Raw genomic sequence first — 13596 nt, forward strand, 5'->3', positions numbered from 1 at the left:
TAGGGAAGAATGACACCGTGAGCCGGATTGTGATCATCGGTGGCGGACCCGCCGGATACGAGGCGGCGCTGGTCGCCGCGCAGCTCGACGCGGACGTCACGGTCGTCGAGGCGGACGGCGCCGGCGGCGCCTGCGTGCTGCACGACTGCGTCCCGTCCAAGACCTTCATCGCCAGCTCGGACGTGGTGACGAACTACCGCGACACCGAGGAGTTCGGGATCCACTCCGACGGCCTGGAAGCCATCACGGTGGACGGCCCCGCCGTGCACAGCCGGGTGAAGCGGCTGGCCCTGGCCCAGTCGGGAGACATCCACGCCAAGCTGGTCAAAGCCGGGGTGACCCTGGTCAAGGGCACGGCGCGGCTGGGCGAGGACACCCTGGGCCACACCCACCGGGTGCGCGTGCGGCCCGACGAGGGCGACGGCGAGTACGCGATCGACGCGGGCACGGTGCTGATCGCGACCGGCGCCACGCCGCGGCGGCTGCCCACCGCGGTCCCCGACGGCGAGCGCATCCTGACCTGGCGCCAGGTGTACGACCTGCCGAAACTGCCCGAGCACCTGATCGTGATCGGCTCCGGCGTCACCGGCGCCGAGTTCGCCTCGGCATACCTGGCGATGGGCATCCCGGTGACCTTGGTCTCGTCCCGGGACCGGGTCATGCCGCACGAGGACGCCGACGCCGCGATGGCGATCGAGCGGGTGTTCCGGGCCCGCGGCATGACCATCCTGAACAACTCCCGCGCCGACGCGGTCAAGCGGATCGGCGACGGCGTCGAGGTCACCCTCGCCGACGGCAGGGTCGTCACCGGCTCGCACGCGCTGATGGCGGTCGGCTCCATCCCGAACACCGCCGACCTCGGCCTCACCGAGTACGGCGTGGCGGTCGGCCCCGGCGGTTACGTCACCGTGGACCGCGTCTCGCGTACCAACGTGCCGGGCATCTACGCCGCGGGCGACTGCACCGGCGTGCTGCCGCTGGCCAGCGTCGCGGCGATGCAGGGCCGGATCGCGATGTGGCACGCGCTGGGCGAGGCGGTGGCGCCGCTGCGGCTGCGCACCGTCGCCGCGAACGTGTTCACCGACCCCGAGCTGGCCACGGTCGGCGTGTCCCAGGCCGACGTGGACAGCGGAAAGGTCCCCGCGCGCCAGGTGATGCTGCCGCTGGCCGGCAACGCGCGCGCCAAGATGGCCGGGCTGGACGACGGCTTCGTGAAGCTGTTCTGCCGCCCCGCCAGCGGCATCGTGGTCGGCGGCGTGGTCGTCGCGCCGCGCGCCAGCGAGCTGATCATGCCGATCACCATGGCGGTCGAGAACCACATGACGGTGAACCAGCTCGCCCACACCATCACCATCTACCCGTCGCTGACCGGCAGCCTCGCCGAGGCCGCCCGCCAGCTGATGCAGCACGAGCTGGAGTAGCCGCGCGCCGGACGCCCGTCTCTCCACATGGGACGAGCGTCCCACATCTCACATCGTTTACGCGATCGCAACGCTTTACGCGTAGCGTCGGGACATGGCGGACCTTTTCGAGGACTACCCGCTCGGTCCCGGCTGGGACGAGATGTTCGGCACGCCCGACCAGCCCCGGTCCACCTACGAGGCGCTGCACGCGACGCTGCGCCCGCTGGCCGGCGGCGAGCTGCGGGTCCGGGCCGAGGTGCTGGCCAGAGCCTTCCTCGACCAGGGCATCACCTTCGCGCTCAAGGGTGTGGAGCGGCCGTTCCCGCTGGACATCGTGCCCCGCATCATCGCCGCCGAGCAGTGGCGGCACGTCGAGGCCGGGGTCGGGCAGCGGGTACGCGCGCTGGAGGCGTTCCTGGCCGACGTCTACGGCGAGGGCGCGGTGCTGGCCGACGGGATCGTGCCCCGGCGGCTCATCGTGACCAGCGCCCACTTCCACCGCGAGGCGGCCGGCATCGTGCCGCCGAACGGCGTGCGCGTGCACGTCGCCGGAGTGGACCTGATCCGCGACGAGGCGGGCGAGTTCCGGGTGCTGGAGGACAACGTGCGCACCCCGTCCGGGGTGAGCTACGTGATGGAGAACCGGCGCGCCATGGCCCACGCGCTGCCCGAGGCGTTCACCGCCACCCGCGTCCGCCCCGTCGAGTCGTACCCCGGCATGCTGCTGCAGGCCCTGCGGGCCGCGGCTCCGGCCGGGGTGGACGATCCCACCGTCGTGGTGCTGACGCCCGGCGTGCACAACTCCGCCTACTTCGAGCACGCGCTGCTGGCCCGGGAGATGGGCGTGGAGCTGGTCGAGGGGCGCGACCTGGTGTGCGCGGGCAACGAGGTGGCCATGCGCACCACCGCCGGGGAGCAGCGGGTCGACGTCATCTACCGGCGCATCGACGACGAGTTCCTCGATCCGGTGCACTTCCGGGCCGACTCGATGCTCGGCTGCGCGGGCCTGCTCAACGCCGCCCGCGCGGGCAACGTCACCATCGCCAACGCGGTCGGCAACGGCGTCGCCGACGACAAGCTGCTCTACACGTACGTGCCCGACCTGATCCGTTACTACCTGGGCGAGGAGCCGATCCTGCCCAACGTGGAGACCTACCGCCTCGACGACCCCGACGTGCGCACCCACGTGCTGGGCCGCCTGGACGAGCTGGTGCTCAAGCCGGTGGACGGGTCCGGCGGGGCGGGCATCGTCATCGGCTCGCAGGCCACCGACGAGCAGCTGGAGCACGTACGCCAGCGCATCGTGCTCGACCCGCGCGGCTGGATCGCCCAGCGCGAGGTGAAGCTGTCCATGGTGCCCACCCTGATCGAGGACCGGCTCCGGCCCCGGCACGTCGACCTGCGGCCGTTCGCGGTCAACGACGGCAGCCAGGTGCGCGTGCTGCCCGGCGGGCTCACCCGCGTCGCGCTGCCGGAGGGCGCCCTGGTCGTCAACTCCAGCCAGGGCGGCGGCTCCAAGGACACCTGGGTGCTCACCGAACCCGGCGCACCCGCCGAGGACTGGTATGACCCCGCCGCCTGGGACGGGCCCGACGGGGTCGCCGTGATCCCGTCGCCGCGCCGCCCCGACCCCGGTCCCGGCCAGTCCGGCAACCAGCAGCAGCAACAGCAGCAGCAGGCGCGAGCAGACGGGAGGACGGCATGCTGAGCCGCATCGCCGAGTCGCTCTACTGGATCGGCCGCTACGTCGAGCGCGCCGAGGACACCGCACGCATCCTCGACGTACACCTGCACCGGATGCTGCAGGACCCGTGGACCGACGAGGAGCAGGCGTGCCGCTCCCTGCTCGGCGTCATGGGCCTGCCCGTGGCCGAGGAGGGCGCCAGCCTGCCCGGCGTCGTCGAACGGCTCGGCCTCGACCTGACCAGCACCAGCTCGGTGCTGGGCGCGCTGGCCGCCGCCCGGGAGAACGCCCGGGGCGCCCGGGAGACCGTCAGCGCCGAGATGTGGGAATGCCTCAACACCACCTGGCTCGGCCTGGCCGGGTCGCGCCGCCGCATCGAGGAGGGCGGCGTGCACCGCTTCTTCACCTGGGTGCGCGAGCGCTGCTCGGTGCTGGCCGGGCTCGCCGACGCCACCATGAGCCGCGACGAGGGCTGGCTGTTCCTGGTGCTCGGCCGCAGCGTGGAACGGGTCGACATGACCGCCCGGCTGCTGTCCACGCACACCCGAGCCGGGGGCAGCATCCCGAGCTGGCTCACCCTGCTGCGCTCGTGCGGGGCCTGGGAGACCTACCTGCGCACCTACCGCGGCTCGCTCAGCGACCGGCACGCCGCCGAATTCCTGCTGCTCGACCGGCTCTTCCCGCGGTCCATCCTGGCCGCGCTGGTCACCGCCGAATCGTGCCTGGCCGAGCTGGAGCCCGCGGCGGGCACGGGGCGCGCCGGGCGGGTCGGTGTCGGCACCGACGCGCAGCGCATCCTCGGCCGCGCCCGCACCGACCTGGCGTACCGCTCCTCGGACGAGCTGCTCGCCGACCTCGGCCCGGTGCTGTCCGGCCTGGAACGCACCTGCTCCCAGGTCAACGACGCGGTCTCGGCCCGCTACTTCCGCCAGACCGCCGCCGTCCACTGGCAGGCCGGAGCCGTCGCATGAAGGAGGAGTCATGAGCGTCGCGGGGCCGGGATGGCGGGTGCAGATCCGGCACAGGACGGGGTTTCAGTACGGCGGGCCGGTGGCGTCGTCGTACAACGAGGCGCGGATGTCGCCGAGTGCGGAGCCGCGGCAGACGGTGCTCGACGACCGGATCACCGTGTGGCCGGCCGCTCGCACCCACCGCTACACCGACTACTGGGGCACCGCGGTGACCTCGTTCGACGTGCAGGTGCCGCACGAGGTGCTGGAGGTGGTCGCCGACAGCACGGTGGAGACCTCCGGGCCCGCCGCGCTGGGCGCCGACGGGCCGGGCTGGGCGGAGCTGACCGAACCGGCCGTGGTCGACCGCTGGCAGGAGCTGCTGCTGCCGACGCCGCGTACGGCGCTGGACGAGGAGCTGGGCGGGCTGGCGGCGGCGCTGCGGGCGGAGCACGCCCGGCCGGACGAGGCGGCGCTGGCCGTGTTCGAGCTGGTGCGGCGGGAGGTGTCGTACACGCCCGGGGCGACCGGGGTGCTCACCGGCGTGGTGCAGGTGTGGCGGCAGAAGCAGGGCGTCTGCCAGGACCTGTCGCACCTGTCGGTGGCGTTGCTGCGGGCCATGGGCGTGCCCGCCCGGTACGTCTCCGGTTACCTGCACCCGACCCCGAACGCGCCGCTCGGCAAGCCGGTGACGGGCGAGAGCCACGCCTGGGTGGAGTGGTGGGCGGGGGACTGGCGCGCGTACGACCCGACGAACGGCGTACCCGTCGGAGAACGGCACGTGGTCGTCGGCCGCGGCCGCGACTACGGCGACGTGCCCCCGCTGAAGGGCGTCTACGCGGGCCCGTCCAACACCGGCCAATCTGTGGAGGTCACTCTCACGCGGATCCGGTAATGCGCTAAGAAACAGCTGAACTACATAATCTGAAGATCATCTTATGTAGTTTATGTAGTTCATTAGCGCATTACGCGTGCCGCATTGCCGGGCTTGTGTCGATATCCCGGTCGGCGCTGGGTCGATCCGCTTCATGGGTGAAGATGGCCTCATGCGGTTCCTGTCCGGTGCGCAGCCCGCGCACGACCTGACCTACAACGACGTGTTCATGGCGCCGAGCCGCTCCGAGGTCGGCTCGCGCATGGAGGTGGACCTGTCCACCGCCGACGGCACGGGGTGCACCATCCCGATCGTGGTGGCGAACATGACCGCGATCGCCGGGCGGCGGATGGCCGAGACGGTGTCCCGGCGCGGCGGCCTCGCGGTCATCCCGCAGGACATCCCGAGCGGCGTGGTCACCGAGGTGATCGGCTGGGTGAAGCAGCGCCACCTGGTGCACGACACGCCGATCACGCTGAGCCCGCACGACACCGTCGGCGACGCGATCCACCTGCTGCCCAAGCGGGCGCACGGGGCCGTGGTCGTGGTCGACGACCAGGGCCGCCCGGTCGGCCTGGTCACCGAGTCCGACACGACGGGCGTGGACCGGTTCTCGCAGCTGCGCGACGTGATGTCGACCGAGCTGCTGACCGTGCCGTCGACGGCCACCCCGCGCGAGACGTTCGACATCCTGACCCAGGGACGGCGCAAGGTCGCCCCGGTGGTCGACCATGAGGGGCGGCTGGCGGGGATCACCACCCGGCAGGGCGCGCTGCGGGCGACGCTGTACAAGCCGGCGCTGGACGAGAAGGGACGGCTGCGGGTGGCGGCCGCGATCGGCATCAACGGCGACGTCGCCGGCAAGGCCGCCGAGCTGCTGGAGGGCGGGGTGGACGTGCTGGTCGTGGACACCGCGCACGGCCACCAGTCCCGCATGATCAACGCGCTGCGCGCGGTGCGGTCGCTGGACCCCGCGGTCCCCATCGTGGCGGGCAACGTGGTCACGGCCGAGGGGGTACGCGATCTCGCCGCCGCGGGCGCCGACGTCATCAAGGTCGGCGTGGGCCCCGGCGCGATGTGTACGACGCGGATGATGACCGGCGTCGGCCGTCCCCAGTTCTCCGCCGTGCTGGAGTGCGCGGCGGCCGCCCGTGAGCTGGGCAGGCAGGTATGGGCCGACGGCGGCGTGCGGCACCCGCGCGACGTGGCGCTGGCGCTGGCGGCGGGCGCGGCGAACGTGATGATCGGCTCGTGGCTGGCCGGGACCTACGAGTCCCCCGGGGACCTCTACACCGATCCGGACGGGCGCCGCTACAAGGAGAACTTCGGCATGGCGTCGGCGCGGGCGGTCAGCGCGCGCACGGCCGACGACTCGGCGTTCGACCGGGCCCGCAAGGCCGTCTTCGAGGAGGGCATCTCCACGGCCAAGATGTACCTGGACCCGGTCCGCCCCGGTGTCGAGGACGTGATCGACGAGATCGTGGCGGGTGTCCGCAGCGCCTGCACCTACGCCGGCGCGACCACCCTGGAGGAGTTCCACGCCCGCGCCCTCATCGGCGTCCAGTCCACCGCCGGCTACACCGAAGGCATGCCCCTGCCCACGTCGTGGTGAGCGGCCCTAGATCACTCGACTTGCCTGGCACATGGGCGAATGCGCGTTCAAGATACGCCCAGGTGCCAGGCAAGTCGGATGATCGAGCGGGTTACTTGATCTCGCAGAGGGTGGTGCCGGATTGGACGACCTCGCCGACCGAGGCGGTGAGGCCGGTGATGACGCCGGACTTGTGGGCGGTGAGGGGCTGCTCCATCTTCATGGCCTCCAGGACCACGACGGTGTCGCCCTCGGCCACGGTGTCGCCGTCGGCGACCGCGAGCTTGACGATGGTGCCCTGCATGGGGGCGGTGAGCGCGTCCCCGCCCGCGGCGACGCCCGCGCCCCGCTTCCCGCCGGCCCGCTTGGCGGGACGGCCGGATGCGGCGGCTGCCGTACCCCCGCCGAAGGATGCCGGGAGGGAGACCTCCAGGCGCTTGCCGCCGACCTCGACGACGACGGTCTGGCGCTCGCCCGCCTCCGCGTCGGCGGCGGCACCGGCGCCGAAGGGCGGCACGGTGTTGTCCCACTCGGTCTCGATCCACCGGGTGTGCACGGTGAACTCGACGAACGCGGGGTCGCGCACGATGGCGCGGTGGAACGGCAGCGCGGTGGCCATGCCCTCGACGACCATCTCGTCCAGGGCGCGGCGGGCGCGCTCCAGGGCCTCGGTGCGCGTCTCGCCGGTGACGATCACCTTGGCGAGCAGCGAGTCGAAGTTGCCGCTGATGACGCTGCCGGTGTCGAAGCCGGTGTCGACGCGTACCCCCGGGCCGGAGGGGAGGTGCATCTTCGTGATGACACCGGGCGCGGGGAGGAAGTTGCGGCCGGGGTCCTCGCCGTTGATGCGGAACTCGATCGAGTGGCCGCGCGGGGCCGGGTCCTGCTCGAAGCGCAGCTTGTCGCCCGCGGCGATGCGGAACTGCTCGCGGACCAGGTCGATGCCGGAGGTCTCCTCGGTGACCGGGTGCTCGACCTGGAGCCGGGTGTTGACCTCCAGGAAGGAGATGGTGCCGTCCACGCCGACCAGGTATTCGACGGTGCCCGCGCCGTGGTAGCCGGCCTCGCGGCAGATCGCCTTGGCGGAGTCGTGGATGGCGGCGCGCTGGGTGTCGGTGAGGAACGGCGCGGGGGCCTCCTCGACCAGCTTCTGGTGGCGGCGCTGCAGCGAGCAGTCGCGGGTGCCGACGACGATGACGTTGCCGTGCTGGTCGGCGAGCACCTGTGCCTCGACGTGGCGGGGCTTGTCCAGGTAGCGCTCGACGAAGCACTCGCCCCGGCCGAACGCGGCGACCGCCTCGCGGGTGGCCGAGTCGAACAGGTCGGGGATCTCTTCGAGGGTGCGGGCGACCTTGAGGCCGCGGCCGCCGCCGCCGAACGCCGCCTTGATGGCGACGGGCAGGCCGTTCTCCCGGGCGAAGGCGACGATCTCGTCGGCGTTCTTCACCGGGTCGGGCGTGCCGGGCACCAGCGGGGCGCCGGCGCGCTGCGCGATGTGGCGGGCGGTGACCTTGTCGCCGAGGTCGCGGATGGCCTGCGGGGAGGGGCCGATCCAGGTGAGCCCGGCGTCGAGCACGGCCTGGGCGAAGTCGGCGTTCTCGGAGAGGAAGCCGTAGCCGGGGTGTACGGCGTCGGCGCCGGAGCGCTGCGCGACCTCGATCAGCTTGTCGATGCGCAGGTAGGTGTCGGCGCTGGTCTCGCCGCCCAGCGCGTACGCCTCGTCGGCGATGGTTACGTGCAGGGCGTCGCGGTCGCCGTCGGCGTATACGGCGACGCTGGCCAGGCCCGCGTCACGGCAGGCGCGCGCGACGCGTACGGCGATCTCGCCTCGGTTCGCGATCAACACTTTGGACAGCATCGTCATCATCGTCCTCCCCGAACGGGCCTGCGCGGAGTCTATCGGTGGAGTTGATCATTAACGAGCGCTCAGGAGTGATGTGACCTGTGTCATGAACGCTCGTTCAGATCACTCGCGGCAGGCCCCGTATACCCGTGATCGCCGACTCGGCCGCACACTCTTAACCGTGTCGACGACCCGGATGATGATCCTCGGTGTGGTGCGCATGTTGCAGCCGGTGCACGGCTACGACGTGCGCCGGGAGCTGCTCAGCTGGCACGCGGACAAGTGGGCCAACGTGCAGCCGGGCTCGGTGTACCACGCGCTGAAGAAGCTCGCCGACGAGGGCGCGCTGCGGGAGGTCGGCAGCGAGCAGGTGGGCGGCCGCCCGGCGCGGACCCGGTACGAGATGACCGACAAGGGCGCCGACCAGTTCCGCGACCTGCTCACGGCGGCGCTCTGGGAGCAGCACGCGGTGGAGGACCCGTTCCTGGCCGGGTTCTCGCTCATGACCGAGCTGCCCCGGGAGGAGGTCGCGGCGGCGCTGCGGCACCGGGCACGCCAGCTGCGCACCGAGAACGAGGGCGCGCGGGCCGCGATCGAGTCGGGCTGGGCGGTGCCGGACAACAAGCCGACCCACGTGCGCTGGATGCTGGAGCTGGGCATCGCCCGCAACGAGGGCGAGATCGCCTGGTGCGAGCGGGTGGCGGAGCAGATCGAGGCGGGTGTGCCGTACTTCTCCGAGGCGCTGCTGGCCCGCTGGCGCGAGGGGCAGACCGCGGCGGGGTCCGCAACCGATTAATCAAACTTGACTACCGTCGGACCCCGGTCCTACGCTCCTGTCGATTCCCCCGACTTTGGAGCGCAAATGATCATCGAGACCTCCGGGCTGCGGAAGTCCTTCCGCTCCCGTGCCGGTCGCGAGACCAAGACCGTGGAGGCGGTACGCGGCGTCGACCTGAGCGTCGCCGAGGGCGAGATCTTCGGCTTCCTCGGCCCGAACGGCGCCGGCAAGACCACCACCCTGCGGATGCTCGCGACCCTGCTGGAGCCGGACGGCGGCACGGCCGTCATCGCCGGCGCCGACCTGCGCAAGAACCCGGGCGAGGTGCGCCGCCGCATCGGCTACGTCGCCCAGGGCGGCAGCACCTGGGACGACTCCACCGGCCGCGAGGAGCTGGTGCTGCACGCCCGCATGTACGGCATCGGCAAGGCCGAGGCGCGGGAGCGCGCGGCGAAGGCGCTGGACACCTTCGAGCTGGCCGAGTACGCCGACCGCCGCTGCAAGACCTACTCGGGCGGCCAGCGCCGCCGGGTGGACATCGCGCTCGGCATCATCCACTCGCCGAAGGTGGTCTTCCTCGACGAGCCCACCACCGGCCTGGACCCGCAGTCCCGTGCCCACATGTGGGGCGAGGTGCGCAAGCTGCGGGAGATGGGCATGACGGTCTTCCTCACCACGCACTACCTCGACGAGGCCGACGCGCTCTGCGACCGGCTGGCGATCATGGACCACGGGCAGATCGTGGCCGAGGGCACGCCCGCCGACCTCAAGCAGGAGGTGCTCGGCGACGTCGTCTCCGTCAACGTGCGCGGTGAGGTCGGCAAGGCCGCCGACCTGTTCGACAACGCCGAGTACGTGCGCAAGCTGGAGACCACCGAGCAGGCGCTGCGCCTGTACGTCGAGGACGGCGCGAGCGCCATCCCGCACGTGCTGCGCACCCTGGACGCCGACGGCGTCGTCATCGACGGCATCGAGCTGCACCGGCCCAGCCTCGACGACGTGTTCCTGGCCAAGACCGGCCGCAGCCTGAGGGAGAGCTGAGCAGTGAAGTTCCTTCGTGACACCTGGCTGGTCTTCCAGCGCCAGATGCAGCTGCTGCTGCGCAACCCGGTCTGGGTCGTCGTCGGCATCATCCAGCCGATGTTCTTCCTGCTGCTGTTCGCGCCGCTGATGAAGAAGGCGCTCAGCGGCGGCGCCCCGATGACCGATGAGCAGGCGTACGGCATCTTCGTGCCCGGCATGCTGGTCATGGTCGCCCTGTTCAGCGCGTTCTCCGGGTTCGGCATCATCGCCGAGCTGCGGGCCGGCGTGATCGAGCGCAACCGGGTCACCCCGGTCAGCCGGGTGGCGCTGCTGCTCGGCCGGTCGCTGCGCGACGTGGTGCAGCTGCTGTTCCAGGCCGTGCTGGTGACGCTGCTGGCGGTGCCGTTCGGGCTGCGGGTCGGCATCGGCGACGCGCTGCTGGCGTACGTGCTCGTCGCGCTGATGACGCTGCTGCTGTCGTCGGCCGGCTACGCCCTGGGCCTCACCCTGCGCAGCGAGGACGCGATGGCGCCGGTGCTGAACACCGTCACCCAGCCGATCATGCTGCTGGCGGGCATCTTCCTGCCGCTGACGCTGGCCCCGGCGTGGCTGCAGAACGTGGCCAAGGGCAACCCGTTCAAGTGGGCCACCGACGGCGTGCGCGCGCTGTTCGCCGGGGACCCCGGCAACGACGCCGTCTGGCAGGCGCTGCTGGTGCTGACGCCGCTCACCGCGCTGACGCTGTTCGTCGCGTCGCGCACGTTCGCCAAGAGCGTGCGTTAGCTCCGTCTCAACGCGGGGCCGGGGCACCTGTAAGGAGCGTAGCTTCAACGGGTGCCCCGGCTTGTTCGCGACCTCCCCACCTGGCTCATCTACCTGATGCTCGCGCTCTGGGGCTACTTCAACTACGGGTTCGGGCCGGTGGTGCCGCTGCTGCGCGACGAGCAGGGCACCTCGGCCGCCCTGGCGGGCCTGCACAGCACCGCCATCGCGGCCGGTGCGGTCGCCGGCGGGGCGCTCTACCCGGTCCTTTCGCGGCGGTACGGCCGAGGGCCGGTGCTCTGGATCTGCCAGGCCGTCATCGCCGCCGGGGTGCTCGGCTTCGTGTTCCTGCCCGCGCTGTTCCCGGTGACCATCGCGCTCACCGCGCTGATCGCGGTCGCGGGCATCGCCGCGATCGGCGGCATCGTCTCCGCCCTGTCCGAGCAGCACGGTGCGGCCGGTCCCGCCGCCATCAGCGAGGCCAACGCGGCCGCGTGTGCCGCCGGCCTGGTCGCCCCGCTGGTGATCGGCGCGACCATGCGTGCCGGGCTGGGCTGGCGCGCCGGCATGGGCGTGCTGGTGCTGCTCATCGCGCTGGTGGCGGCGCTCGCCTTCGTCAGGCGGGTGCGCATCCCGTCCGGGCTCACCGTCGCGGTCCCGGCCCAGGTCGCCGAGTCCGTGGAAGCCCCGGCGGTCGGTGCCGCAGCCGGTGCGCGGCAGTCGCTGCCCGGGGCGTACTGGCTGGCCTGGGGCATGATGACGGTCACCGGCGCGGTCGAGGTGGTGCTGTCCATGTGGGCCGCGTCCGTGCTGCGCGACGAGGTCGGGCTGTCCGCGGGCGCCGCGACGGCGGTGATGTCCGCGGTGGTCGGCGGCATGTTCGTCGGCCGGCTGGCCGGTGCGCGGATCGCGCTGCGGCTGCCTGCGATCCCGCTCTATTTCGGCGCGCTGGCGGTCAGCCTGGCCGGGTTCGCCGTGTTCTGGACGGCGGGCAGCGCAGCCGCGGCGGTCACCGGGCTGATCGTGATCGGGCTCGGCAACGCCATGCACTACCCGGTGGCGATCTCGCTGGCCGTGGCCGCCGCGCCGGGGCAGGCGGACCGGGCGGCGGGTGTGGCGGCGTACTCGATGGCGGTCAGCTTCGGCGTGGGCCCGCTGCTGCTCGGCCTGGTCGCCGACCAGGTAGGCGCGCACACCGCGTTCCTGCTGATCCCGGTGCTCATCGCCGGTGCGGCATACCTGGCCTGGCGGTTCGGCCACACCGCCGCTCGCCGGATGACGCCGGATCTGGTCGCCGAGGCAGCCTGATCCTGCTGGTCCGGCTCGGGTTGTCGCCGGGCGGACCCGATGCGTTAAGAAGGTGCCCTTCCTTTCTCAGCGTTTGCGGGCGAGGGTGACGCCGTCGGAGAAGGGGAGCATGACCACGTCGACGCGCGGGTCGGCGGCGGCCTTGGCGTTGAACTCGATCAGCGACGCGGTCGCGGCGTCCGAGGGGTGCTCGTCCAGGACGTGGCCGGACCAGAGCACGTTGTCGACGACGAGCATGCCGCCGGGACGCATCCGGGGGACCAGGGCGTCCCAGTAGGCGCCGTAGCTCTCCTTGTCGGCGTCGATGAAGGCCAGGTCCAGGTACGGCTCCTCGGGCAGCGCTGCCAGGCCCTCCACGGCCGGGCCCAGGCGCAGCTCGATCTTGTCGGCCAGGCCCGCGCGCTGCCAGAACCGGCGCGCGATCGACGTGTACTCGTCGGAGATGTCGAAGCAGACCAGGCGGCCGCCCTCGGCCAGCCCCCGGCCGATGGCCAGCGAGGACATGCCGGTGAAGGTGCCCACCTCGACCGCGTGCCGGGCGTGCACCAGGCGGGTGAGCATGGTCAGCAGCGCGGCGTACTCCGGCTCGATCTGCATCCCGGCGGCGCGGCCGGTGGCCCGCTGCGTCTCGGCGGCGAGGTCCTGCTCCAGCTCGCCGGGCGGGGTGCCGTGCGCCACCACGTAGTCGTGCAGTTCCTCGGTGACCGTGATGAAGGATCGACTCATGTGTCGACCCTATGCCACAGGCGAGGGGTCAGCGCACGCGCCAGAAGTCGGTGAGCTGGAGGTCCAGCTCGGCCAGCAGGTGGCGCAGCACGGGCAGGGACAGGCCCACCACGTTGGTGTGGTCGCCCTCGATGCGCTCGACGAACGGCCCGCCCAGGCCGTCGATGGTGAACGCGCCGGCCACCCACAGCGGCTCGCCGGAGGCGACGTACGCCTCGATCTCGGCGTCGCTGAGGTCGGCGAAGTGCACCACGGTCGACGCGACCCGCTCCGCGACCCGGCCGCCGGGCAGCTCCACCAGGCAGTGCCCGGTGTGCAGCACGCCACTGCGCCCGCGCATCGCCTGCCAGCGCTTGAGCGCGTCCTCGGCGTCGGTGGGCTTGCCCAGGATCTGCCCGTCGAAGGCGAGCACCGAGTCGCAGCCGAGCACCAGCGCCGGGCTCGGCGCGGCCGAGCTGTGCCGCATCCGCTCCGCCACGGCGTGCGCCTTCATCCTGGCCAGCACGCCGCTGAGCGCCTCGGCGGTGGTCGCCTCGACGGCGTCCTCGTCCACGCCGCTGACGATCACCTCGGCGTCGATGCCCGCCGCGTCGAGCAGGGTGCGCCGAGCGGGGCTCGCAGAGGCGAGGACGAGGGTCGGTCGAGCCGTCATGC

General features: G+C 72.2%; 12 protein-coding genes. 9 read left to right on the top strand and 3 right to left on the bottom strand.

What is annotated here, in order from left to right; translation table 11 throughout:
* The first annotated feature begins 17 nt into the window (after positions 1 to 17).
* The 5 genes from CS0771_RS09475 to CS0771_RS09495 all read left to right on the top strand — a co-directional run bounded on the left by CS0771_RS09475 (position 18) and on the right by CS0771_RS09495 (position 6523).
* Complete coding sequence (locus CS0771_RS09475; RefSeq protein WP_212840651.1) at positions 18 to 1421, top strand: NAD(P)H-quinone dehydrogenase; 1404 nt, start codon at positions 18 to 20, stop codon at positions 1419 to 1421.
* Positions 1422 to 1515: 94 nt separating this feature from the next.
* Entirely contained in the window at positions 1516 to 3111 is a 1596-nt protein-coding gene (locus tag CS0771_RS09480; RefSeq protein ID WP_212840652.1) for a circularly permuted type 2 ATP-grasp protein, read from the top strand.
* The gene (locus CS0771_RS09485) at positions 3105 to 4058 is read left to right on the top strand and encodes an alpha-E domain-containing protein (protein ID WP_212840653.1); all 954 of its coding nucleotides are present in this window, start codon (positions 3105 to 3107) and stop codon (positions 4056 to 4058) included. Before CS0771_RS09480 ends, CS0771_RS09485 begins: the two co-directional genes overlap by 7 nt.
* Positions 4059 to 4068: 10 nt before the next feature.
* Positions 4069 to 4932 carry a transglutaminase family protein gene (locus tag CS0771_RS09490; RefSeq protein ID WP_212840654.1) on the top strand — a complete coding sequence of 288 codons (864 nt, stop codon included), beginning with the start codon at positions 4069 to 4071 and terminating at the stop codon, positions 4930 to 4932.
* A gap of 151 nt (positions 4933 to 5083) precedes the next feature.
* The gene (locus CS0771_RS09495; protein ID WP_212840655.1) at positions 5084 to 6523 is read left to right on the top strand and encodes a GuaB1 family IMP dehydrogenase-related protein; all 1440 of its coding nucleotides are present in this window, start codon (positions 5084 to 5086) and stop codon (positions 6521 to 6523) included.
* A gap of 91 nt (positions 6524 to 6614) precedes the next feature.
* Here the strand turns inward: CS0771_RS09495 and CS0771_RS09500 are convergent, their stop codons facing one another.
* Positions 6615 to 8357 (bottom strand): acetyl/propionyl/methylcrotonyl-CoA carboxylase subunit alpha, encoded by a 1743-nt coding sequence (locus tag CS0771_RS09500; protein WP_212845727.1) that lies wholly within the window; start codon positions 8355 to 8357, stop codon positions 6615 to 6617.
* A gap of 169 nt (positions 8358 to 8526) precedes the next feature.
* Between CS0771_RS09500 and CS0771_RS09505 the strand changes: the two genes are divergently transcribed.
* From CS0771_RS09505 to CS0771_RS09520, 4 genes are all read left to right on the top strand, one after another.
* The gene (locus tag CS0771_RS09505; protein WP_244870704.1) at positions 8527 to 9141 is read left to right on the top strand and encodes a PadR family transcriptional regulator; all 615 of its coding nucleotides are present in this window, start codon (positions 8527 to 8529) and stop codon (positions 9139 to 9141) included.
* 69 nt (positions 9142 to 9210) lie between these two features.
* Positions 9211 to 10164, top strand: a complete 954-nt coding sequence (locus CS0771_RS09510) for an ATP-binding cassette domain-containing protein (protein WP_212845729.1) — start codon at positions 9211 to 9213, stop codon at positions 10162 to 10164.
* Positions 10165 to 10167: 3 nt separating this feature from the next.
* A complete protein-coding gene (locus CS0771_RS09515) occupies positions 10168 to 10929 on the top strand; it encodes an ABC transporter permease (protein WP_212840656.1) in 762 nt (253 codons plus the stop codon).
* 51 nt (positions 10930 to 10980) lie between these two features.
* Positions 10981 to 12216, top strand: a complete 1236-nt coding sequence (locus tag CS0771_RS09520; protein ID WP_212840657.1) for a sugar MFS transporter — start codon at positions 10981 to 10983, stop codon at positions 12214 to 12216.
* Between the two features lie 66 nt (positions 12217 to 12282).
* On the opposite strand, the gene CS0771_RS09525 is transcribed toward CS0771_RS09520, so the two are convergent.
* Both CS0771_RS09525 and CS0771_RS09530 read right to left on the bottom strand, forming a co-directional pair.
* A complete protein-coding gene (locus CS0771_RS09525) occupies positions 12283 to 12942 on the bottom strand; it encodes an O-methyltransferase (protein WP_212840658.1) in 660 nt (219 codons plus the stop codon).
* Positions 12943 to 12970: 28 nt separating this feature from the next.
* Entirely contained in the window at positions 12971 to 13594 is a 624-nt protein-coding gene (locus CS0771_RS09530; RefSeq protein WP_212840659.1) for a nucleoside triphosphate pyrophosphatase, read from the bottom strand.
* Positions 13595 to 13596: the final 2 nt, after the last annotated feature.

Origin of the sequence: Catellatospora sp. IY07-71 (genome assembly GCF_018326265.1) — a bacterium.
Classification (GTDB): domain Bacteria; phylum Actinomycetota; class Actinomycetes; order Mycobacteriales; family Micromonosporaceae; genus Catellatospora.

Bases quoted from the DNA above. Each gene is read 5' to 3' on its own strand.
- CS0771_RS09525 (WP_212840658.1), bottom strand. From the start codon at position 12,942: ATGAGTCGATCCTTCATCACGGTCACCGAGGAACTGCACGACTACGTG.
- CS0771_RS09490 (WP_212840654.1), top strand. From the start codon at position 4,069: ATGAGCGTCGCGGGGCCGGGATGGCGGGTGCAGATCCGGCACAGGACG.
- CS0771_RS09485 (WP_212840653.1), top strand. From the start codon at position 3,105: ATGCTGAGCCGCATCGCCGAGTCGCTCTACTGGATCGGCCGCTACGTC.
- CS0771_RS09495 (WP_212840655.1), top strand. From the start codon at position 5,084: ATGCGGTTCCTGTCCGGTGCGCAGCCCGCGCACGACCTGACCTACAAC.
- CS0771_RS09480 (WP_212840652.1), top strand. From the start codon at position 1,516: ATGGCGGACCTTTTCGAGGACTACCCGCTCGGTCCCGGCTGGGACGAG.
- CS0771_RS09530 (WP_212840659.1), bottom strand. From the start codon at position 13,594: ATGACGGCTCGACCGACCCTCGTCCTCGCCTCTGCGAGCCCCGCTCGG.